Source organism: Aeromonas sp. 5HA1 (genome assembly GCF_029237245.1).
GTDB lineage: Bacteria > Pseudomonadota > Gammaproteobacteria > Enterobacterales > Aeromonadaceae > Aeromonas > Aeromonas salmonicida.
In genome coordinates this window covers 181,012-204,566 of sequence record NZ_JAACFW010000002.1, presented here as the reverse complement: position 1 = coordinate 204,566, position 23,555 = coordinate 181,012, and the positions used below count along the sequence as shown (strand labels likewise).

17 protein-coding genes, 1 tRNA gene and 1 pseudogene are annotated in these 23,555 nt (G+C 55.1%); 6 read left to right on the top strand and 13 right to left on the bottom strand.

Features of this window, described 5'->3' with window-relative positions:
* Window positions 1–66: 66 nt before the first annotated feature.
* Complete coding sequence (gene pyk / locus GWQ27_RS03220; RefSeq protein ID WP_017412636.1) at window positions 67–1,506, top strand: pyruvate kinase; 1,440 nt, start codon at window positions 67–69, stop codon at window positions 1,504–1,506.
* Between the two features lie 60 nt (window positions 1,507–1,566).
* Here pyk and GWQ27_RS03215 read toward each other — a convergent pair whose 3' ends face one another.
* From GWQ27_RS03215 to GWQ27_RS03200, 4 genes are all read right to left on the bottom strand, one after another.
* Window positions 1,567–2,613: an efflux RND transporter periplasmic adaptor subunit gene (locus GWQ27_RS03215; RefSeq protein WP_275906658.1), complete on the bottom strand. Its 1,047-nt coding sequence runs from the start codon at window positions 2,611–2,613 to the stop codon at window positions 1,567–1,569.
* A gap of 15 nt (window positions 2,614–2,628) precedes the next feature.
* Window positions 2,629–5,694: an efflux RND transporter permease subunit gene (locus tag GWQ27_RS03210; RefSeq protein ID WP_275906657.1), complete on the bottom strand. Its 3,066-nt coding sequence runs from the start codon at window positions 5,692–5,694 to the stop codon at window positions 2,629–2,631.
* 172 nt (window positions 5,695–5,866) lie between these two features.
* Window positions 5,867–8,191: an acyl-CoA dehydrogenase gene (locus tag GWQ27_RS03205; protein WP_125607569.1), complete on the bottom strand. Its 2,325-nt coding sequence runs from the start codon at window positions 8,189–8,191 to the stop codon at window positions 5,867–5,869.
* Between the two features lie 48 nt (window positions 8,192–8,239).
* Entirely contained in the window at window positions 8,240–8,893 is a 654-nt protein-coding gene (locus GWQ27_RS03200) for a TetR/AcrR family transcriptional regulator (protein ID WP_021138409.1), read from the bottom strand.
* Between the two features lie 466 nt (window positions 8,894–9,359).
* Between GWQ27_RS03200 and GWQ27_RS03195 the strand changes: the two genes are divergently transcribed.
* From GWQ27_RS03195 to GWQ27_RS03185, 3 genes are all read left to right on the top strand, one after another.
* A complete protein-coding gene (locus GWQ27_RS03195) occupies window positions 9,360–10,100 on the top strand; it encodes a phosphatase (RefSeq protein WP_275906656.1) in 741 nt (246 codons plus the stop codon).
* Window positions 10,101–10,187: 87 nt separating this feature from the next.
* Window positions 10,188–10,263, top strand: a tRNA-Thr gene (locus GWQ27_RS03190).
* Window positions 10,264–10,670: 407 nt separating this feature from the next.
* The gene (locus GWQ27_RS03185) at window positions 10,671–11,879 is read left to right on the top strand and encodes a tyrosine-type recombinase/integrase (protein ID WP_275906655.1); all 1,209 of its coding nucleotides are present in this window, start codon (window positions 10,671–10,673) and stop codon (window positions 11,877–11,879) included.
* A gap of 44 nt (window positions 11,880–11,923) precedes the next feature.
* On the opposite strand, the gene GWQ27_RS03180 is transcribed toward GWQ27_RS03185, so the two are convergent.
* The 3 genes from GWQ27_RS03180 to GWQ27_RS03170 all read right to left on the bottom strand — a co-directional run bounded on the left by GWQ27_RS03180 (window position 11,924) and on the right by GWQ27_RS03170 (window position 14,608).
* Entirely contained in the window at window positions 11,924–13,291 is a 1,368-nt protein-coding gene (locus tag GWQ27_RS03180) for an SEL1-like repeat protein (protein WP_275906654.1), read from the bottom strand.
* A 246-nt stretch (window positions 13,292–13,537) separates the two neighbouring features.
* A complete protein-coding gene (locus tag GWQ27_RS03175) occupies window positions 13,538–13,924 on the bottom strand; it encodes a hypothetical protein (protein ID WP_275906653.1) in 387 nt (128 codons plus the stop codon).
* A 99-nt stretch (window positions 13,925–14,023) separates the two neighbouring features.
* Window positions 14,024–14,608: a hypothetical protein gene (locus GWQ27_RS03170; protein ID WP_275906652.1), complete on the bottom strand. Its 585-nt coding sequence runs from the start codon at window positions 14,606–14,608 to the stop codon at window positions 14,024–14,026.
* A gap of 300 nt (window positions 14,609–14,908) precedes the next feature.
* On the opposite strand from GWQ27_RS03170, the pseudogene GWQ27_RS03165 reads away from it, so the two are divergent.
* Window positions 14,909–15,939 (top strand): annotated as a pseudogene (locus tag GWQ27_RS03165) (IS630 family transposase).
* A 76-nt stretch (window positions 15,940–16,015) separates the two neighbouring features.
* Here GWQ27_RS03165 and GWQ27_RS03160 read toward each other — a convergent pair.
* The 6 genes from GWQ27_RS03160 to GWQ27_RS03135 form a co-directional block, all read right to left on the bottom strand.
* Window positions 16,016–16,456 carry an SMI1/KNR4 family protein gene (locus GWQ27_RS03160; protein ID WP_275906651.1) on the bottom strand — a complete coding sequence of 147 codons (441 nt, stop codon included), beginning with the start codon at window positions 16,454–16,456 and terminating at the stop codon, window positions 16,016–16,018.
* 169 nt (window positions 16,457–16,625) lie between these two features.
* Window positions 16,626–17,111: a competence protein ComJ gene (comJ, locus tag GWQ27_RS03155; RefSeq protein WP_275906650.1), complete on the bottom strand. Its 486-nt coding sequence runs from the start codon at window positions 17,109–17,111 to the stop codon at window positions 16,626–16,628.
* A 1-nt stretch (window position 17,112) separates the two neighbouring features.
* Window positions 17,113–17,511 (bottom strand): NucA/NucB deoxyribonuclease domain-containing protein, encoded by a 399-nt coding sequence (locus tag GWQ27_RS03150; protein WP_275906649.1) that lies wholly within the window; start codon window positions 17,509–17,511, stop codon window positions 17,113–17,115.
* A 14-nt stretch (window positions 17,512–17,525) separates the two neighbouring features.
* Window positions 17,526–18,149 carry an RHS repeat-associated core domain-containing protein gene (locus tag GWQ27_RS03145; RefSeq protein ID WP_275906648.1) on the bottom strand — a complete coding sequence of 208 codons (624 nt, stop codon included), beginning with the start codon at window positions 18,147–18,149 and terminating at the stop codon, window positions 17,526–17,528.
* Between the two features lie 337 nt (window positions 18,150–18,486).
* A complete protein-coding gene (locus tag GWQ27_RS03140) occupies window positions 18,487–19,023 on the bottom strand; it encodes a DUF1629 domain-containing protein (protein ID WP_275906647.1) in 537 nt (178 codons plus the stop codon).
* A gap of 16 nt (window positions 19,024–19,039) precedes the next feature.
* Window positions 19,040–22,873, bottom strand: coding sequence for an RHS repeat-associated core domain-containing protein (locus tag GWQ27_RS03135; protein WP_275906698.1), 3,834 nt, complete (start codon window positions 22,871–22,873; stop codon window positions 19,040–19,042).
* Between GWQ27_RS03135 and GWQ27_RS03130 the strand changes: the two genes are divergently transcribed.
* Entirely contained in the window at window positions 22,844–23,551 is a 708-nt protein-coding gene (locus GWQ27_RS03130) for a hypothetical protein (RefSeq protein ID WP_275906700.1), read from the top strand. The two genes, GWQ27_RS03135 and GWQ27_RS03130, sit on opposite strands and share 30 nt — an antisense overlap.
* Window positions 23,552–23,555: the final 4 nt, after the last annotated feature.

Below are 23,555 nucleotides of genomic sequence, written 5' to 3'. Positions count from 1 at the left end.
TGCTATGGGTCATGCGCTTGCCGGGGCAGTATTTCAAGTCATATCAACTTCAAACTGGAGTCTTTCATGCCAAGACGTACAAAGATTGTAACCACACTCGGTCCGGCGACCGATCGCGAAGGGATCCTAGAGGCGATCATTCGTGCCGGCGCCGACATGGTGCGGATGAACTTCTCCCACGGCACCGCTGAAGACCATATCTTGCGCGCCAATCAGGTGCGTGACATTGCCGCCAGGCTCGGCCGCCACGTCGCCATCATGGGTGACCTGCAAGGCCCCAAGATCCGCGTTTCCACCTTCAAGGATGGCAAGGTCTACCTGGCCATCGGTGACAAGTTCATTCTCGATGCGGCGCTCGGCAAGGGTGAAGGCTGCCAGGAACAGGTCGGGATCGACTACAAGAGCCTGCCCGACGACGTGATCGCCGGTGACATACTGCTGCTGGACGATGGCCGCGTGCAGTTGAGAGTCGAGCTGGTCGAAGGCACCCGCATCCACACCACAGTGACAGTGGCGGGCCCGCTCTCCAACAACAAGGGCATCAACAAGAAAGGCGGCGGTCTCTCCGCCCCGGCCCTGACCGAGAAAGACAAGGAAGACATCAAGACTGCCGCCCTGATGAACGTGGATTACCTGGCCGTCTCCTTCCCCCGTTGTGGCGATGACCTGCGCTATGCCCGTGAACTGGCCCGCGAAGCCGGCTCCAACGCCAAGATTGTCGCCAAGGTCGAGCGCGCCGAAACCGTCGCCACCGACGAGGCGATGGAAGACATCATCCTCGGCTCCGATGCCGTCATGGTGGCCCGTGGCGATCTGGGCGTCGAGATCGGCGATCCCGAGCTGGTCGGCGTGCAGAAGAAGCTGATCCGTCACTCCCGCCGTCTGAACCGCGTCGTCATCACGGCGACCCAGATGATGGAGTCCATGATCAACGCCCCGTTGCCGACCCGTGCCGAAGTGATGGACGTGGCCAACGCCGTGCTGGATGGCACAGACGCTGTGATGCTCTCCGCCGAGACCGCCGCCGGCCAGTTCCCCATCGAGACTGTCATGTCCATGGCCAGCGTCTGTGTGGGCGCCGAGAAGCACCCAAGCCTGAACGTTTCCAACCACCGCATGAGCTACACCTTCACCTCGGTGGAAGAGGCGGTCGCCATGTCCACCATGTATGCCGCCAACCACCTGGAAGGGGTCAAGGCAATCGTGGCGTTGACCGAATCCGGCACCACACCGCTGCTGATGTCCCGCATCAGTTCGGGCCTGCCTATCTTCGCCATGTCTCCCCACAACAAGACTCTGGCCTGGACCAATCTCTACCGCGGCGTCACCCCTGTGCTGTTTGACGGCGACGAGACCAAGCCGGTCTACGAAGTGTGCCGCGACGCGCTGGATGTGCTTAAAGCCAAGGGGCTGGTCCAGAGCGGCGACATGGTGTTGCTGACCCACGGCGACAAGATGGAAACCGTGGGCAGTACCAACACCTGCAAGGTGATGATGGTCGAGTAACTTCCCCCATCAACAAAAACGGCTCCCGCGGGAGCCGTTTTTAATGGACGGGTCTGGACCTCATCCGCGAAACAGTTCGACCTTGTCACCATGGCGCAGGCTACCTGCACCGCGCACCACCACCCTGTCTCCCTGCTTGAGCGCCCCGCTCACCGCCACCTGCTGACTGTCACCAAACAGCACTGTCACCGGCACCCGGTTGACCTTGAGCCCCTTGCCGCTCTGCTCCACCTGATAGACAACACTCCCCTCGGTGTTGAGCACAAGGGCATCCCGCGGCAGCAGCATGGTGTGCTGCTCACCCAGCGGCAACGCCACCCGCACCGGCGACCCTATGATGAAGCTGGCCGATTCTGGCTTGAGGCGCAGCTCGATGAGACGGGATTTGGGATCGGCACTCGCCGCCCTTTGGTAATAAATGCCATGGCCGCTGAGCTGATCACCCTCAACCCGCAATCGGGTCCGGGGCTCCAGGCGCTGAGCCCAGACGATGGGGGCCTGCAGGCGGATATCAGGCTGATCCGGGTTGACCAGCTCCAGCGCCTGCTCGCCGGCATCCACATGCTCCCCCGGCTGGATGAAGTGGTTGTTCACCACCCCATCGAACGGGGCGAAGATATGGCTACGACGCAACTGCTCCTCGATCTGGCGTACCTGCACCCTCGCCAGCCGCTCGGCAAGCTCTGCCTGCTCCACCTCGTAACCGGCCTTGTCATACTGGCTGGCTGAGGCACTCTTCTGTTGGTGCAGTCGGTCGAGACGCACAAACTCGGCCTTGGCATAACGCACATTGCTGGCCCACTTGGCCTGCTCGGCCCTAGCCTGTTCCAGCGATAGCTGCAACGCAGCGCTGTCGAGACGCAGCAGCTCGTCCCCCGCCTTGACCCGGCTGCCGAACTCGGCAATCCACTCCACCCGTCCGCTCACCTCGGCACTCAATGCCGCCTGCTGACGGCTTGCCACAGTGCCACTGACCCAGATGCTGGCCGCCGCATCCCCTTGGGTCACGTCGGCAAGGGTCACCATCTTGCCTTGTGCCGGGGCGGGAAGTACACCCCCCGCCAGCAGGGCCGCGCCCAGTACCATCCTTGTGAAAGTTCGTTTCATTGATGAGCTCCTTGCTCAGGCCCGCTGCCGCAGGGCGAGCGGTGGCTGTTCAGTCTGCTCCCCCAGCCGCAGAAAGGCGGGTAACAGGATCAGGGTAAACAGGGCGCTGCAACTCATGCCGCCGACGATGACGGTGGCCAGTCCCCGGTAGATTTCGCTGCCCTCGCTCGGGCTCAGCATCAGCGGCAACATGCCAAAGATGCTGGTGAGGCTGGTCATAGCGATGGGTCGCATCCGGCTTTGCAGCGCATCGGCTACCGCACATTGGCGACTCATGCCGTCCCGCTCGGCCGAGCGGGTCTGGTGCACCAGCAAGATGGCGTTGTTGACTACCAATCCCAGCAGAATAACGAAGCCGATGATGGTCAAGAGATCCATCGGCAGCGGCACCAGCAGGCCGCTCAGGTGCAGCGTCAGCACACCGCCGACCGAGGCGAGCGGCAAGGTCAGCAACACCAGAACGGCATCCTTGAGAGAGGCAAACACGCCCCACAGCAGGATCAGCAGTATGACCACGGCGAACAGGAAAATGGCACCCAGATTGTCCAGCGCCTGTTGCAGACTGTCGGCGTTGCCAGCAATCCGCAACTCCCCACCGACGGGCAGCAGCGGGCGGATGGCGGCGAAGCTCTTGCCTTGAAGGGTGTCGAGCACCTGCTCCATGCTCATCCCCTCAGGCGGGGTGATCTGCAGGCTGATGCTGCGCCGTCCATCGACCCGCAGTATGCTGGCCGGCCCCATGTCGTGTTCCACCCGCAGCAACTCACCCAGGGGGACGATCCGGCCGGACGGTGTCGCCAGCGGCACCGCCTTGAGCTCATCGGGGTTGGCGGAGGTCTGCCCCATCAGCATGATGTCGAGCCGCTCCTCCCCATCAAAATACTCCCCGACCCGCAGGCCGTCGCCGAAGGTCTGGATGATGGCGGGCATGGGAGTGCGATCCCAGCCCACCTCGGCGAGGCGCCGGTCTTGGGGCACCAGCCGCAGCTCGGGGGCGGTGAAGTCGAGATCCGGCTCGGGCCGGACCTGGGCTCCCGGCAAATCCCGCTTCACGATGGCCATGCTCTCCCGGGCCGCCTGATAGAGCTCGGGCAGATTGCCTCCCTGCAGCAAGAGAGAAATACCGTTTTCGCTGTCAAAACCGCCGAACAAGGAGCCCTGGCCACCGAATGTCTGGGTATCGGGAATGCCCACCAGCAGTTGCTTCATCAGTAGGCTTTCCAGCTCCTTGATGCGATTCTCATCCTTGGGCCTCACCCCGATCTGGGCACCGCCCGGGTAGCGCATTATGTAGTAGTTCTTTAGGGCCGGCTCCTTCTCCCCCTTCATGTAGGGAGCGAGCCGGGCGATCAGGGTGTCGATCACTTCTTCCCGCTGGGCCTTGAGATTAAAACCCGGGGTGAAGCTCATCCAGACATCCACCGCGTCCCGTTTTACATCCGGCAGGTAATCCATCTTGGGCAGCAGGGCCCAGGTCGCCAGGGCTGGCAGACTCATCATCACGATGATGATGCTCCAGCGGCGAGGCGCCGTACCAGTCCAGCGGATCACATGGCGGGTCGTGCGCTGCCACAGTGAGTCATAGGGATCGACCAGTCGCTCTCGCCCCATCCAGCGCGCCGCTACCGCAGGCAGTACTGTGACCGCCACCAGCATGGAGACGGTCACGGCGCAGGCGATGGTCAGCGCCAGATCGGCAAACAGTTGACCCTCCACGTCGTTGAGCAGCAGTACCGGCAAGAAGATGGCCACAGTGGTCAGAGTGGAAGCCACCAGCGCCGTCCACACCTGTCGGGTACCCTCCAGCGCCGCCCCGGCCTTGCTCAAATCACCCCGCTCATGGCGCCGGTAGATACTTTCCAGTACCACTATGGCGGCATCCAGCACCATGCCGACCGCAAAGGCGATGCCCGCCAGCGAGATGACGTTGAGGGTCCTGCCCAGTACCTTGAGCAGACAGAAAGTGAGCATGATGCTGATGGGAATGGCGAGCGCTATCATCAAGGTCGCCTTGAGCTGGCGCAGAAACAGCCAGAGGATGGCGCAGGAGAGCAGCACGCCGAGCCCCAGGTTGGCCGTCACCATGCCCACCGCCCGGTTGATGTAGAGGGAGGCATCGAACGACTGCTCCATGTGCAGCCCGACCGGCGCCAGCACGTCGCGGTTGAGATCGCTCACTTTGACCTTGATCGCCTCCAGCGCCGCCAGGGCATTGGCACCGCTCTCCTTGAAGATCTGCGCCGCTATGGCGGTATTGCCATTCTGGATGCGCAGTACCGGGTTCTCTTCCCGGGACAGCCTGATCTCTGCTACATCACGCAGATAGATGGGCAGACCATCGCGCCAGTCCACCACCTTGTCCCCCAGGGTATCGACGTCATAACGCCCTGCGAAGCGCAGCTTGTATTCCCAACGGCCTATGTCGAGGGTACCCGCAGACACATCCCAGCCGGTACTGGCCCGGCTGGCGAGCACGGGGATCTCCACCCCCAGCTCGGCGGCACGATAGGGGTCGAAACGTATCTGGATCTGGCGCTCGTTGATCCCCTCCACCTCCACGGTCGATACCCCGGGGATCCGCTCCAGCTCAGGCTTGACCCGCGCCTCGATCAGCGCCTGATGATCGTCAATCTTCCCTTTGGCACCGGGCAGTTGCTGGATAAAAAAGAAGGTGAGGGTGTCGTTGCTGCTGTAGTTGTTGACGTAGGGGCCACCTATGTTGTCCGGCAACCCGGACACCCGGTTAAGGCGGGAGATGACGTCAAGCTGGGCCCGCTGCATGTCGGTGCCCAGCGCAAACTCCAGATCGATCTCGGTGAAGCCGGGAAAGCTGTTGCTGGTGAGGTTCTTGAGTCCCTGCACCCCTTGCATCTCCTGCTCGATAGGATCGGTGATTTCCGACTCCATCTCCTGAGGGGAGGCAGAGCGCCAATCCACCGAGATATTGAGGTGCGGGCGGTCTATGTCGGGGAACAGCTGGATGGGCAGCCCCCGAATGCTGAGCAGGCCCAGCAGAAAAATCAGCACGATCGACACCACCACCCAGATGGGGCGTTCGATCGCCGTTTTGGCGAGGTTCATTCACTCTTCCTGAGTTGTTGTTATCGGCCATTCCGCTGGCCTTGCTTCCTGCCCCAAGGGTGGGGGCCATTGCATTAAACTGGAATTAATCCAGGTTGTAAATCCATGGTTAACAAACAAAAAACCGGCCAGATTGGCCGGTTTCTCGTCAGGTTCAGTGCCAGCGACTCAGTCAGGCGGCGTGCACCACAGGGTTCGGCTGAGACAGACCTTCCAGCTCGCCAGGAGCAAAGTTGTCCACCTGGATGGCTTCGTAACGCAAGGCATCGGCAGCCAGCAGCTTGTCGGCCTCATCCTTGCTCAGGATGGACTGGGACAAGGCGGCATCAACCAGCTCGGGCAACGCCATCTTGCGGGGCAGCTTGCCCTCTTTCTGGGCCTGCACCAGCTTCTTCTCGTAGGGCTGCACCGCCACCATGGCCAGGAAGGCACGCTCCATCAGACCGACGGGATCCGCGTCATCCTTGCCCACGTAGCACAGTGCCGTCAGACGGTCGCGGAATTCACCCGGCTTCATCATGGCCAGGCAAATGGCATGGCAGCGATCATCGGCCGGCATCTGGTAGCCGACGCCGAACGGGAAGACGACCCGCTTGAGCACGACACCCACTACCTTGTTCGGGAAGTTCTGGAAGAAACCATCGAACGCCTTGCCAATCAGGTAGAGGTTGCGCTCCACCGCATACTGCACGAACGGCAGATCGGAGACCATGCGGCCCTGATCCTCGTAATGCTTGAGGGTGGCTGAAGCCAGATAGAGGTGGCTCAGCACGTCACCCAGACGGGCGGAGATCATCTCCTTGCGCTTGAGATCGCCACCCAGCATCAGCATGGAGACATCGGCGCACAGGGCCAGCCCTTTACTCATGCGAGCGAGCTGCTTGTAGTAACGGGCGGTCTCGCCCCCTACCGGGGAGCCATTGAACTGACCCAGGGTCAGCCCCTGGAACAGGGCGCCGAAGAAGTTGCCGGCACCAAACGCGATATGTTTGAGAAGCAGGCCGTCGAACTTCTCGAGGCCACGCTCAAAATCAGGATCGGCCGCCGCTTCCATCTCGCCAAACACATAAGGGTGGCAGCGGGTAGCCCCTTGCCCGAAGATCATCAGGTTGCGGGTCAGTATGTTGGCCCCTTCCACCGTGATGGCCACAGGAATACCCATGTAGGCGTAGCCGGTGTAGTTCTTCGGGCCCAGCTGGATGGCACGACCGGCGTGGATGTCCATGGAGTCATCCATGATCTGGCGCGCCATTTCGGTCATGTGGTACTTGGAAATGGCAGTGACGATGGCCGGAGCCTGACCCAAGTCCAGGGAACCTGCGGTCATGCGACGGGCGCCTTCCAGCTGATAGGTAAGGCCGCCGATGCGGGCCAGCGCTTCCTGCACCCCTTCAAACTTGCCGATGGACATGCCGAACTGCTTGCGCACGTAGGAGTAAGCCCCCACTGTACGGCTCGCCATGTGACCACAGGCGGTGCCGAGCGCAGGCAGCGAGATGCCGCGACCGGCGGAGAGACACTCCACCAGCATGCGCCAGCCACGGCCGGCGTAATCCGGGCCACCGATGATCCAGTCGAGCGGAATGAACACATCCTTGCCGAAGGTCGGGCCGTTGAGGAACGCCAGCCCCATGGGGTAGTGGCGATCGCCAACCCGCACCCCAGGGTGACTGGTCGGGATGAGCGCGCAGGTGATGCCGAGCTCTTCCTTGTCACCCAGCAGTTTTTCCGGGTCAAACAGCTTGAACGCCAGGCCCAGCACGGTAGCCCGCGGGGCCAGCGTGATGTAACGCTTGTTCCAGTTCAGGCGGATGCCAAGCACTTCCTCACCCTTGTACTGACCCTTGCAGACGATCCCCTTGTCAGGGATGGCGCCAGCGTCAGAACCGGCTTCCGGGCCGGTCAGGGCAAAACAGGGCACTTCCTTGCCATTGGCAAGACCCGGCAGCCAGAAATCCTTCTGGGCCTGGGTGCCGTAGTGCATCAGCAGCTCGCCCGGGCCAAGGGAGTTCGGCACCATGACGGTGACCGCCACGCTCAGACTCTTGGTGGCAATGCGGGTCACTATGGTGGAGTTGGCAATGGCTGAGAACTCGCGACCGCCATAGGATTTCGGGATGATCAGGGAGAAGAAGCCCTCCTTCTTCAGATAGTCCCACACCGGCTCCGGCAGATCTTTGGTTTCGTTGACGATCTTGAAGTCATCCACCATGGCGAGCAGGGTCTCGACCTGATTGTCGATAAAGGCCTGCTCTTCGGCGCTCAGTTCGGCCTTGCCGTAACCGTGCAGTTTTTTCCAGTCGGGGTTGCCGCGAAACAACTCGCCATCCCACCAGACGGAGCCGGCCTCCATGGCCTCCCGCTCGGTGGCCGACAAGGGCGGCAATATCTTCTTGAAGATGCCGAACACAGGACGGGTTACCACCTTTTTACGGATGGAGGGCACGCCGAGCACCACGGCTATCGCCAGCACCAGCAGGATAAGCAATGTGATCATACCGAAGTTCCTTCTATTTCACTGTTTCCGTTGATTTATTGTTGGTCTTTACACGGCCAGGGAGAGCCTGGTCGACTCCACGGGCGCCCCGACACCAGACGCCAGATAAGGAATTACATTGCGCACCAGCCCTTCCACATCGAGCTGCTGGCCAAAGTCGGCCAAGGCGATGTCGCGCAGGGCATCGGCGGAGGCCATGGTGAACACGACGGTGCCCAGAGTGAAATGCAGCCGCCAGAAGAGGTCTGCCGGTGACAGAGCCGGATTGGCCTTGGAAATCGCCTGAGTGATCCGCAACAAGATGGGGCCATAGTGAGCCGTGATGAAGCGGCGCAAGTGACCCTGGCTGTCGATGTAGCCACGTCCCAGCAGCTGCATGAAGATGGCGGGGCCATTGGCTCGCACCGCAACCAGCTTCATCAAGGGATCAACAAAGCTTTCAAATACCTGCAGCAGGGTCAACTGCTCCTGCTCCATCAGGGTATGCAGTCGTGCATCCAGATCCGGCATAAACAAGCTCAGATAGCGATCAAGCACAGCCTGGATCAGCTCCTTTTTGGAGCCGAAGTGATAGTTGACCGAGGCGAGGTTGACATTGGCTTCACTGGTGATCAGACGCAAAGAGGTATCGGCGAATCCCCGCTCGGCAAACAACACCTCGGCGGCATCGAGAATACGGTTTTTGGTATCGATTTTACTCACAGGACACCTCACTTAAAACGAATGTTTAAAAAGTACGTTTCACAACCATTTGTGTCAAGAGAATGTGAACATGTGTTAGTGAAATGTTTTTGCTAAAAAGGGGGGACAAGGCGGGAACTTAGCTGACAAACAGCACTCTATATCTATGCCACTGCAATTAAACATTAAGTCTCGCCCAACCTGCTCCATGCTAGTTGGGCATTTTTTTGCCCTGTTGGTATTGGTGCCGATACGGGGGCAAAAAAAACCGTCGCTGGGAGCGACGGCGGGGAAAAGAGGTTGCACCATCCTGATCCAACCCATCGATGCGAGTTCAGGCTTTCATCGATTTGCCCATCATGGCGGCCAAGCGTGTTCAAACTTTGTCAGCGCCCCCGCAATTTGTGACAAAGTATGACAAGCCACAACATGGTCTCGACCCGCCACCTTTGTTATGCTGGCGCCTCACGCCAGAAGGGGAGAGAAGATGAAGTATACGGTCGATACCCACACCCATACCGTCGCCAGCACCCACGCTTACAGCACTATTCACGACTATCTGCCCATCGCTCGCGCGAGGGGGATCAAGCTGTTTGCCACCACTGATCACGGTCCCGACATGGCCGATGCCCCTCACTTCTGGCACTTCGTCAATCTGCATGTGTTGCCACGGGTGGTCGACGGGGTCGGCATACTGCGCGGCATAGAAGCCAACATCAAGAACATTGATGGCGAGATCGACTTCCCCGAACGTTACGAGTCACGGCTAGACATGATAATGGCAGGCTTCCACGAACCTGTGTTTCCCCCCTGCGATCAGGCAACTCATACCCAGGCCATGATCAACGCCATCAGGAGCGGTCGGGTCGACATGATAAGCCACCCTGGCAATCCCGCCTTCCCCATCGACATCCAGGCCGTGGTCAAGGCCGCCGCGCAATACAGAGTGGCGCTCGAACTTAACAACTCCTCGTTCAGCCATTCCCGTCCGGGTAGCGAGAACAACTGCCGTGCCATCGTTGAAGCGGCGCGCGACCTCGGTGCCTATCTCACCTTCGGCTCCGACTCCCACGTTGCGTTCAGCCTTGGGAATTTCGAACACTGCCACCGACTGGTGACCGAGGCACACTTCCCCGAGGACAGGATCCTGGCGCGCGCTCCCCGCGCCCTGCTCGATTTTCTCGAGAGCCGCGGCCGAGCCCATATCCCGGAGTTTGCCGATCTCTGATCGTTTGGCCGTAACACAATGAGCCAACTCATAAAAGTGAGAAAGGCTCATTGACTTGAACCTGCATTTTCGGGAATCTGGCCACACGCCGGTATAGCTCAGTTGGTAGAGCAGCGCATTCGTAATGCGAAGGTCGGGGGTTCAACTCCTCTTACCGGCACCAGATATAAAGGGTTAACCACATATGAGGTTAACCCTTTATGTCTTTTGGCTGACACACAAGATGTGTCATCACAGTTGACGCCGAGTGCCCCATTGGGAACAAGATGACTATCTGATGCCATCAGGTCAGTCTAGAGAGCTCTAACGCCTATCAACACAGGCAACAAAAAGCCCGCAATGCTTGAAGCGATGCGGGCTTTTTATGTTTGTCGGCTTGCATTAGACAACTGAATGGCGGAGAGACAGCCCGCCATAACACAGTCTAAAACCATCCACACAATTTCAATAAGTAAATTCAAATCAATATCTTATATATAAACATCGTCCAATCCATTTCAATCTTATATCATCAAAACCTATATGCAATGGCATACTGATTGGCATACTCACATCTACAGAGGTGACCTCATGGCGACACTCACCGATACCAAGGCGCGTAGCTTAAAACCAGAAGATAAGCCGTTCCCTCATGGGGGAATCACAGGCCTGGCGTTACATCCATCTACGATAAAAGGAAAAGGAAAGTGGGTGTTGCGATATGTCAGTCCCATCACCGGCAAACGCCGTAATGCTGGCTTAGGTTCCTACCCAGAAATCTCGGTTGCAGATGCAGGTAACCAGGCTCGTCTGATGCGTGAGCAACTGTCCAAAGGGCTGGACCCCTTGGAGATGAAGAAAGAAGAAGCCAGTAAGCCTACGATACCCACAGTCGAAATTGCGGCTCGCCAGGTGCACCAACAGCTACTTCCAGGCTGGCGTAATCCCAAACATGGGAAGCAATGGATCTCGACCCTAGAGCAATACGCCTTCCCGATCATCGGTCGGCAGCCTATCAACACCGTCACTCCGGTGCATATAGCCAGCGTACTACAGCCTATCTGGTTGGCGATCCCGGAAACCGCCACCCGCGTGAAGCAGCGGCTACATGCAGTGATGGCTTGGGCTTGGGCTCATGGCTTCTGCCAAGCAAACCCTGTAGATGTCGTGGATAAGCTCCTGCCACTGCAGCCCAGTAAAGCAATTCGCACCCAGCACCAACCAGCTATGGACTGGCGCATACTGCCTGAGTTCTACCACAAGCATTTGGCAAACTACGAGCGTTTTGATGTCAGCCGAGCCCTACTTTCGTTCGTGATCCTGACCGGCTGCCGCTCTGGCGAGGCCAGAAGCATGCGCTGGGAAGAACTCGACCTCGAGGCTGCAATATGGACCATTCCGGCTGATAGGATGAAGACCCAAGTCATTCACCGAATTCCGTTATCTCTTCAGGCTATGGCTGTATTGGATAAGGTGCGGGGGCTTCATGGTGAATGGGTTTTCCCGTCTCCACGTAAACAAGTGCCACTGACGGATATGGCTCTGACCACCTTGCTCAGAAGAGTCGAGGCCCCAAGCACGACGCCTGAACGGCTGGCCACTGCTCATGGCTTTCGCTCCACGTTCCGGGACTGGTGTAGCGAACAAGGCTATCCCAGAGACTTGGCTGAGCGAGCGCTCGCACACCTTATCCAGAACAAAGTTGAGGCGGCTTACCATCGGACTGACTTGCTAGACCAACGGCGGCCAATGATGGATGCCTGGGCTCAATTTGTGACTGATAATTTACCAACCGAATAAGAAGGAAGCGGCCCTGATGGGCCGCTTCCTTCTATGTTCTTTTTTTAGCTTTTCTTAGCCGTTGATGACATCTTGCCAAACCAGTGCTCGGACAGCTTTTGAGCCTGCTTTACTTCTGGCTTGGTCATGGCTGCCTCCAGCTCGTCACGCGCCTGCACGGCTTCAGGCATCCCTTCGGTGGCTGCCAATGAGAGCCAGGCATAGGCATGCACCCGATTGCGCGGCGCCCCCAAGCCTTTCTCACGCAGTGTCCCCATCCGGTATTGGGCCATGCAGTCACCTTGCTGGGCTGCCAAGCGATACTGCTTGAGAGCCAGCGTGTAATCCTCTTTTCCCCCTTGCCCCAAACGCAGCATTTCACCGTAGGCGTATTGCGCTGCCGTGTAGCCCTGTTGGGCTGCCTTGGCATAGCTGGCTCTGGCTTGCTCAAGGGCTCCTTGCTTATGCTGTAGCTCCGCCAGCTCGAACAATGCTTGGGTTACACCACCGTCAGCTGCCTTCTCTAACCAGTAAATCTGCTGCTTCTGGTCTACCTGCTGCAAGCTCAGTTGGTACTCGGCTTCATGGGAGCCGTGCCCTGCAGCCAGCTCCAGCCAGTAACGTCCCAAGTTCGGGTCTACTGGGACCGTTTCTCCCGTTAGGTAAGTCATCCCTAGCCAAAGCTCTGCCTCGGCAGAACCCGCATTGGCAGCGCGCTGATAGGCAGCGAAAGCATTGCAAGGAAGCGCCTGTTTAGCTTGCAGTAACAGCGCATCCCGTTGCAACTGAGCAGCAGCCTTGTCATTCCAGCGTTGAGCAAGGTCTGGTCGTTTGGCTACCCCTCTGCCTTGCTCATAACGCTCGCCCACCAGGTACTGGGCATCACGATTACCCAGTTCTGCCGCTTTTTCTAACCATTTGACAGCATCATCATCAGCCCCCGGTTGCTGGCTGTACCACCGGGCCAGGATCAACTGAGCTTCGGCATGATCCCGCTTGGCGGCTTGCTCAAACCAATCGAGGCATTCACTGACCAGTTTTCCCTGATGTTGCTCCTGGCACATCAGTCCCAACCGATAGCTGGCATTGGTGTTGCCAAGACGAGCCGAACGTTGCCACCACAGTGTAGCGAGCGCCGGATTTTTGGGCTCACCGAGCCCAGCCTGGTACCAGTCACCGATTTGCCATGCTGCGTTAGCACGGATCTGCTGATCGGCGGCCAAAGGACCCGACTGCTCTGTAGCCTGCTGCATCCAATGCATAGCGTTGGGGTAATCGGGCTGGTTTGCCAGACGTTTAGCCAGCTCATACTGGGCTCGGCCATCTCCCTGCTTTGCGGCTTGGGATAACTCAGCATCAGTGAATGACGTAGTGGAGGTACAGGCTGCAAGCATACTGGCTGCCAGCGCCAGCCATAAGGCTCGGTGTGTCATGGAGAAAATTCTTCTTAGAGTGAAAAAGTGACGGGTGAGGCACTGCTGTATTGCAGGCTGATCCGTTATGCTACGCAGCCACCTGATGGGCATAAAGCTGATACGGCGCCTTTCCCTAGCTATTAGCCTTGTCTATCAGGTGGTTAAATTACTAAACGATGAGATAAGCCTCGTATAAAGTTAATCATCCTTGTCAACGTGTCAGAGTCAGGGCTAGTAACCTTTCATGCTAACCTATATATCAAACTATCTAAATGATGTTTCCGCAGGTCCAATATCAATAACAACACCATCGTCTTTTACTCTCACGCCAATGCCATGCTCTGTATCCCCCCCCCAGCTAAATAACAGCCCAAACTCTCTCTTAACATCGTGAGATGTATAAACTTTCATTAACTTGAAGTTGTGATTATTAGACTGATACTTTTTACGTACATACATAGTAACACCGGCGATCACACTCCGCTGTATCTCCAATTGACTTTCATAAATGAACTTAACCTCTTCTTTGAATTTATCATCAAGCGCATAGCACTCAAGATTGATAATTTCAATTGGTTCATTGCCAAAACACTCCAGAACGATATCACAACAAACCCCTTCGTCACTACTATAAGGTTTTATAAACTCCATAGATACAAAATCAACCTTTTAAGCGTTTTTCAAAAAAATTAAATACCTATAAAAACAGTCGCAAGCATATAATCCCATGCATTTTAAAACTAGCAAAGATCATACTTCAACAAGAGTATCACTCGTTATTTTAACATATCCCTTAGGAGGTAATGGAAGTTCCGGATATAATATTTCCTTTTGCTTGTCCCAGTTAACTCCTGTTTTATAAAAATTGCTAACACGCTCTAGTAAAACGTCTGACTTCCCCACCACGCCATGGCATTCAAATGAATATAATATATCACGGTGCTTTTCAGCATCCAACAAAGGCACTATCACATCAACATTATTTGGATCATATATTTTACCATGTTTTTCAAGTCTTAGGCCAGGCAGCCCTGTAGACGGCCTTACCTCTGAGCTGAATGCCAAACTCATTGAAGGCTGTGGTCTATCGTTGATTTTAACTATATTTATCACTTGCATTGAGAATAGTTTTAATAGCCTATGTGCCGCAACCACAATGGTGAATAAAATGGGGGCAGTGCTGAGATCCTCGCCTTCCCATGAGTTATCTTCTCTCAGGTTATCGAAAAAATCCATACAACAATCTTCTCTCAACTGAGCCAAAATGTATCCATACTCCGGAACTTCAATAGAGAAAACAGTATCAACTTGTAAGTCTTTTTTCCTAACGACCATATTAGCCTACCCTCTTAACACCCTTGTTTAGGTGGTTCAGCTCGCTGTCATAGCCAAACAACCGGGCCTGACGCTCGTGGCCGCGCTTGCTGCGCTCGGCCACCACCTGACCGTTGCCATTGAGCTTCCAGCCCTGTTCACCCCAGTGGCTGTTAAAAAAACACCGGCAATATGCCGGTGTAAGGTGATAACTAAATAACTGTTCCGAATAGTAGATCACTGGAGGAAGGGAACTCAGTCCAGTTTGTGCGATCTCATTAGTCGCCAAACAATACAAGCCACACCCAAAGGACTGAGTTGATGCCTATCCTACCACCCCTGCCACGGCCACAGCGGCGCCGCATTCACAAAATCATCCATGCCACACGTGATAAAGGGCATGCTCGTCGCTTGATGGCCATCTTGCTGTTACATGAAGGACGCACTATCACTGATGTTCATCACCTTACCGGCGCTGCTCTCTCGACCATCGGCCGTTGGCTTCGGTGGTATCGGGATGAAGGTGTGGGGGCTCTAGAAGCCTTACCGGCTGGTCGTGAACCGGTCTTGCCTGTTGCCAACATAGTCACCTTACTGGTGCTGCTCATGCAGTTTTCTCCGCAAGATTTTGGTTATCAGCGCAGCCGCTGGTGTACCGAACTATTGGCTATCAAAATCAATCGGTTAACAGGCCTCAATATGGCAGCCTCCACGCTCCGCCGATGGTTACCTCGTATGGGCATTGTCTGGCGCAGGCCCGTGCCGACCTTGCGGATAAAAGACCCCGCTTATCAGGAGAAAATGGCGAATATCGACGCTGCACTGGCCCGCTGTGATGCCGCTAATCCGGTGTTTTATGAGGATGAAGTCGATATAGACCTCAATCCCAAATTAGGGGCCGACTGGATGTTCAGAGCGCAGCAAAAGCGGGTTGTCACACCGGGACAGAACGCCAAACATTACCTGGCAGGCGTTCTCCATGCAGGCAACGGAAGAGTGCTTTACGTCAGCGGGATAAAGAAAAACTCATCGCTGTTTATCGCCATGCTGGAAAAGCTGCGTCACCACTACCGACGAGCCAAAACCATCACGCTGATCCTCGATAACTACATCATTCACAAAAGCAAGCAGACCGAGCGATGGTTGAAGAAGAATCCCAAGTTCTGCCTGGTATTCCAGCCAGTTTACAGTCCTTGGGTTAATCACATCGAAGGCTGTGGCACAAGTTACATGAAACCATCACACGCAATCATCAATGCAGAGGAATGGCCAACCTGCTGGCTCGAGTGAAACACTTCATGGATACCGTGTCTCCTTTCCCCGGGAATGGCTATGGCACAGCGAAGGTGTAGCACTATTAGGATCAGTTATTTAGATCTGTACAGATTGTACTGCTGAAGATTCCCCACAAATTTTTTTCGAAAAATACTAATCCATTTTATATAGGCGTTTCAAAAAGGATGAAAAACTCGAATCGACATGACATATGTTATTTCCGTCCGAAGCATAAATATATATTTCACCAAAATCACTATCTCTCAACGACATAAATATGGTGTTACCACCAAAATCACAAGCAAAAGGTAAAAATCTATTAGGCTCCCAAGAACCATACTGCATATCGCTTGGTTCTATCTCATGAATATCTTCTATTAGTTCTTCAATAGTCAGCTGACCATATTTAATTGGATTAAAACCATTTGCTGGCAAGCCCCATAGCTCAGCTTCTACATCCTCCTCTGAAACAAACCCTCCATTTATCTTGAGATAATGTTCTTTAAATGAATCTGGAATAGTCATTGTAAATATTGACTCAAACTCCTTCATGTCCTGCTCTGTTATTTTTTGAGAAAAAACAAGCTCAACCATATTTAACTCTCACTGCATGTTAAAAACATACATCTTACGACCTTACTCTTACTGAATGCCATACCAGGATTGTCAGCTAATACAATATTAAGGAAAATATAAAATGCCGGTACAACACCGACATTAAATCACAAGAGAATGCTTTTGAATTTAATTCAAAAACATATAGTCAATCATCTATTTTACCTGGATAGACGGTGGAACCTTCAACCCCACCAAAATCATCATTTATGACATAAAAAGCCCCTCTTGAAGCCTGGCTGGACTCAGTTATTGTAAACTTATAATACACTTCGTCCTTCTCTATTATTTCAAAATAAAGATTGTAAACGCCACTTTCCAAAGAAACACTTAAATCAACTCTTTCAAAAGCTGAAGATATCACAAGTGGAAACTCACTAGTATAGTGAAAGTTCGTCACTATACATCTCTGACAATCCACATCGACCTCAAATCTGCTAACAACAGAGAAGTGTACATATGCACCAAAAGTGCCATCAACAATGGGGTCGAATATTACAAAGCCATCATTAATAACACACCCTTGACGGATATTTCCCGTCCCCCAATCACAATAGGCATCATCAAAAGGCCTATTCTCAAGCCTAATCTGACGATGAGATACCAACAAATCAACTTTATGTTCTTCAATCATATCACTTAATCCTAAAGAGTACTTTAGTGCCATCAGGAAGGTCTGCAAGTGCTTTACCTATACTGGAACCTGCGCCTCTATTATCAGACGGGTCGATATGCTTCACACTAGCACCGACACCACCTTCTTCAAACATTGCCATTGGCCACTCATCTCGATCTAAATTTGGTTTGGCTTTAATCCCTTTAAGACTTTTCGCTCTATTAGATTTTGCACCGGACCTATCAATTGTCACGATGTATGGATGCCCATTATCCATAGCTTCTTGAATATGTTGAGTGGTTTGTGGATATACCGAACTATCAACATCGAGTTCATAATCACAATCAGAGCGAGAGCTCTTTTTTAAAATACATCCCGCCAACCCCAGCGGATCTACCCACTCCAGCGGGTTATGCACATACCCCTGTGGCCTCAGCCCCCCGCAAAACCTATCGGGTCTGGCGAGATATATTGCCCCAACTCCGGGTCAAAGTAACGGTGCCGGTTGTAGTAAAGCCCCGTCTCCTGGTCATAAATCTGCCCCTGATAGCGCAGCTCGCAGTAGGTCTCTTCGTTGGCTGCATCCCCAAGGAAGCGTCTGAGCGGTTGTGGGATAACATCGGTTCGATGGTTGCCCCACAGCCGCTGTTCACCACGCCAGATAATGTCACCGGCTTCGCTGCACAGCTCGCGGGCGGTGCCCGCCACATCGGTCACGATATAGTGCAGACGCTCGTCCTGTTCACCAGCTTCCCACTGGGCCAGCGGCCTGAAGCTGCCCGGCTCATAGACCCACTGCACCTGACGGGTGGCGTTGCCATCGGCCCGGTAGCTTTGTTGCTGCACCAGCTGGTCACCGTCCCAGCGATAGTGGACGCGGGTTATTGCGGTGAGTTGGCTCACCTGACCCTCTCGCTCCTTGCCGATACGCCGACCAAAGGGGTCGTAGCGGTAACGCCAGCGGCTGCCATCTGGCAAGATGACCCGTTGCAAGCGGTCAAAGCCATCCCACTCAAATTGGGTGGTCTGAGGCCGGAAACCGGGGCGTGATACCACCCTCTCACTGAGCCGTCCGCACTTGTCGTAGCGGTATTGATTGTGCCCTCTATCTGGCTGACCCGGCCCGCAGCGTCATAACGGCGCAGGGGCTCGGACTGCGCCTGTTGGCTGGACAGCGGTTGCCCATTGCTGGGGAGAATATGGGAGAGCTCGCAGAGGTTCAGTTCGCTGTCATAGCCAAATAGCCGGGCCTGACGCTCGCGGCCACGCTTGCTGCGCTCGGCCACCACCTGACCGTTGCCATTGACCTTCCAGCTCTGTTAGCTCAGTGACTGTAAAAAAACACCGGCAATATGCCGGTGTAAGGTGATAACAAGATCTGTACACTTTGCCGTTAATCACAGACGGGTATTAAATCAATACCATTTAGACCTGTAAGTGCCTCGCTCACTTCATCATTAATGATGATATAACCATTCTTTTCTTTGAGGGAAAAAATTTTTGCGCCACTTACCCTTTCCTTATTTATAACCAAGCGATCTATTACCATGAATGTTTTTGGACCGAGTTTTTTATATGAAATATCGGATCGCTCCATATCAACGCACTCATATTTATCCAAAACAAAAAAAGCATAAAACCTATTATTAAAAGCCCCATTGGAGTCGGATATTATTGTAGAGATGAACTCAACATTCACGCCTTTTAGCCCAGATAGTGCATCAACAAAACGTTGACTCACCAGTAAAGGCCCTAGTGTGGGAAGGATATCATAGCAATGCATTCTATCATCTATCACATCTACTTCATAAAAAAACAAAGAACAACCGGCACTCTTTCCACTTAAGACCTCATAATAGGAGATTTCATTTTTTTCAGAAAACTCAAAGCATATATCCCTATGGTAAAAACTATTCATTTTATAAAACATACCCCCCCCTTCTCATTTATCCACAACATACCTTACCTCTTCTGAGTCCCTGCCTTGTATCCCTCCTCAAGTCATCAATAGCTTCAGAGAACTGTTTCTGTGTCCACCCTTCCTCTTTTCCAACGGAGTATATCTCATCCAGCTGCTCCCTCATGCTTATATTGTATTCAGAGTGGGATTTATTCCAACCATTATGAATACTGCGAACATCATGTACACTTCTGTCCTTGGGTAAGTAAATCAAGTTCTTAGGTGCATCGATATCAAATCCCGCAGCTTTCAAGGCCGGGTGATTCCCCATGGAACGAGGTATTACATGGTGATTTTGGTATCCATTAATGGTTGGCATATTTGTGTAACTCCAACCAGAGGCTGGCCTTCCTTTTCCTAAAACCAACCCCAGTGGATCTACCCATTCCAGCGGGTTATGCACATACCCCTGTGGCCTAAGCCCTCCCGCAAAACCTATCGGGTCTGGCGAGATATATTGCCCCAACTCAGGGTCAAAGTAACGGTGACGGTTGTAGTAAAGCCCCGTCTCCTGGTCATAGAGCTGACCCTGATAACGCAGTTCGCAGTAAGTTTCTTCGTTAGCGGCATCCCCAAGGAAGCGCCTGAGCGGTTGAGGGATGGCATCTGCGCGATAGTTGCCCCACAGCCGCTGTTCACCACGCCAGATAATGTCACCGGCTTCGCTGCACAGCTCGCGGGCGGTGCCCGCCACGTCCGTCACGATATAGTGCAGACGCTCGTCCTGTTCACCAGCTTCCCACTGGGCCAGTGGCCTGAAGCTGCCCGGCTCATAGACCCACTGCACCTGACGGGCGGCGTTGCCATCGGCCCGGTAGCTTTGTTGCTGCACCAGCTGGTCACCGTCCCAGCGATAGTGGACGCGGGTTATTGCGGTGAGTTGGCTCACCTGACCCTCCCGCTCCTTGCCGATACGCCGACCAAAGGGGTCGTAACGGTAACGCCAGCGGCTACCATCGGGCAAAATGACCCGTTGCAAGCGGTCAAAGCCATCCCACTCAAATTGGGTGGTCTGGGGCCGGAAACCGGGGCGTGATACCACCTTCTCACTGAGCCGCCCGCACTTGTCGTAGCGGTACTGATTTTGCCCAATCTGACTGACCCTACCCGCTGCGTCATAACGGCGCAGGGGCTCGGCCTGAGCCTGCTGGCTGGACAACGGTTTCCCATTGCTTGGCAGGATATGGGCGAGCTCGCAGAGGTTCAGCTCGCTGTCATAGCCAAACAGCCGGGCCTGACGCTCGTGGCCGCGCTTGCTGCGCTCGGCCACCACCTGGCCGTTGCCATTGAGCTTCCAGCCCTGTTCGCCCCAATGGCTGTCGTTGACCCCAACCAGCCGGTCAAGGGCATCATACTGATAGTGACGCGACAGGGTGTCTGGCACGGCGCCGCTTGCTGGCACCAGGGATTGAGAGAGCAAGAGCCCGGTGGCGCTCCACCCTTGATTGAGGGCAAACCCGGCCTCGCTCTGACGTACCTGTTCGCGACCTTGCCGGTTGTGGGCAAACTGCAGGGGCTGGCGGCTACCCACAGTAAGTTGGGTCAGTCGCCCTTGCTGCCAGGACAGCCCCAGCGGCGCCAGCAAGCCGGTGATGGCCTCACGCTGGCCCGCCTCGCCATAATGGCTCTCTATCGTCTCGCCATTGACGCGCTCGCAGACCACCCGGCCCAGTGCATCCCACTCGTATTCCACCACCGCATCGGCGTTGCTGGCCCGCAGCAGACGAGCGGCGGCATCATAGGCAAAGTGAGTTTCACTCTCTTTTGCACTCGCCGTCGGGTCATTAAGCTCGCCCTGGGCACGCCAGGCTTCAATTCGAGCCAGTCGCCCGAGTACATCATAGTGATAGTGCAGCTCGCGATTATCCGGTGCCCGGCGCAGTACCAGCTGCCCCGCCACATCGTAGCGGTAGTCATAGCGACGCCCGTCATAGTGCACTTCCGCTGCGACCCGGCCACAGGCATCAAACTCATAACGCCAGTGATGCCCCTGGCTGTTGGTGACACCGGCAAACTCGCTCTCGGTGTTGTAGTGATAACGCGTGGTGGCACCCAGCGGGTCAGTTACGCTCTGAAGATTGTCGAAGGCGCCATAGGTCAGTTGGTGGTGATGGCCCAGCGCATCGGTCAGCCGTACCAGATTGCCTTCGATGTCGTAATCGAAGCGACTCTCGGTACCATCTTCATAGATGACCTTGCTGGGTTGCCGGGCGTGGTGACGATACTCCCAGCGGCGTACAAGGGCGCCTTGTTCGTCCTCCTGATAACGGGCGACCAGACGGTCTTGCTGGTCATAAACAAACCGCCAGGGGGCGCCGTTAGCTGGCTCGTAACGAACCGGCAAACCTTGCTCCCCATAATGCCACTGGCTGCGCTGACCAACCGGGTCGGTTACCGCAGCCAGCAAGCCCTGAGGAGTATATTCATGACGCCAGCACTGACCCAGCGGGTTGGTCACCCCTTCAACGAGCCCCTGAGGGTTATAGCTGTATTGCCAAGGCTGACCGAGTGGGTCGATATAGGCCAGCAGCCTGCCTGCGTCATCGTAGCCATAACGATGGGCACTGCCATCGGGCAAAGTCACGCAAGTCACTTGCCCCCACGCGTTGCGTTCAAACTCGGTGCGCTGACTCAAGGGGTCGACCAGTGCCGCCAACTGATTGTTCACCCATTCAAAGCGGGTCTCGCCGCCATCCGGCTCACGGCGCAGCAAGATATTGTTGCGCTCATCGCGCACATAGGCGGTGACGCCACCAAAAGCGCTGTGGTAATAGCTGGTGAGATTGGCATCGTCATAACTGAAATGGTCTTTCCAATAGCCGCCTGCACAGCGGTTGGCCAGACAGCGGCCTTGCGAGTCATAGTCGTGTTCGACCCAGGTTTGGGCCAGGTCATTCCAACGGGTGAGCCACCCTTGCGGCGAGTATTGGTAATCAAAGCTGCGCCCGGCACCCGCCCTGACCCGCAGCAAGGCGCCGCTGTCGTCATATTCATAACGAGAAAGCTCGCGAGGTGGGTCAAACTCTGACACCACCAGGGTAAGCGCAGAGACGTTGCGCCCCTGATGGCTGACCCGAATATGGCGGCCATCGGCCAACAAGACTCGCACCAGGCGGCCCCGCTCCCACACCCAACGAACCTGGTTGCCACTGGCATCGCTCATGGATGTGAGATAAAGATGGGGGCCACGGGCATGCTCGAAACCATAACGACGGCCATCCAGATGGTGCAGTTGCAGCAGACCGTTGATACGGGTCAACCGCCACTCGGGGTTGGAGGGGCTGTATGCCCATTCACCTTCGTCAGGCAGGATAAAGAAGGCCTGGTTAAACTCGCCATCGGTGAAGATGACCATGCCCTCTTGCAGCTCCAGCGACATGTCCCATTCCGTGCGCCAGAGGGTCCCCAGAATACCCGGACGACGTTGCCCACCCGAGCGGTAGTAACGGGCCAATCCGACCGGCAACAAGCTGGCCAGGCGCCAATCTTCACGCTGTTCAAACACGAAACCGGTGGCCATATCGACTGGCTCACCTTTCTTTTGGCACGTTTTTGTGGGAGCGCAGTTATTGCCATCTGCCTGCCCGGTTTGGGTTGTGTCGGCGTGTGGTTTATCAGCATGCCTATCACCTGTGTTACGACCAGCGTTGACGCTATTCGGTGGCGCATCGACCAGTTTGCTTTTAGGCGAGCTCGTCACGCGAGTCACCACCTTGCCAATAAATTCGTTAAATTTCGCAGCGATATAGGCAAGTGATGCGTCAAACTTTGCCGAGAGTTTTTCCAGTGCATGGATAATCCCGGTAATTTGCTCCTTCATCATGGCAATCAGCCAGCGGTTGCTCGCCGGGTCTATCAGCATTTTCTTCAATGCCGCAATCACCTGCAGCAAGATGGCTTTGGCTTGTTGACCGTATGTCGCTATCTCGGCACGCAGCTTCATCAATCCTTTAATCAGGTTGCCATTGGAAAGGCTACGAATAATTCGTATCGCCTTCTGGATTTCTTTCACATCCCCCAATGCCCTGATAATGGCTCGTCCACTGATTTTGATGGCATCCCCAAAGCCTGGAATGATGCCAATCAGGCACAGCGCGCCTTCTGCGAGATGCATATTATCATCGAGCTTCACCGGCTCCTTGTAGGAGACATAACCCCACTCACCGATGGAATAGAGGTCGATGACCTGACCGACCACTGGAACAAACCCCAGCAGTACTTCACACACCAGGAGCACAGCTTCATTGCTACTGGCCTTGTCACCCAATTCAGCGGCAAGACTATGGTGTATCTTGTTGACCGCCACTTTGAGCTCGCGGCTGCCCTTGTTAATTTTTTTATCCAGCGCCCAAAAGCGCTTGTAAGCCTGGTTGTACTTATCCGGAACACTATTGAAAATTCCACCGAGCATGCCGACGTCATCGACATCCACCTCATCTGCATCACTGTCAGAGGCGTCATACTCAATCAATCCTTGCTGACGCAGAATGAGAAATAACGTG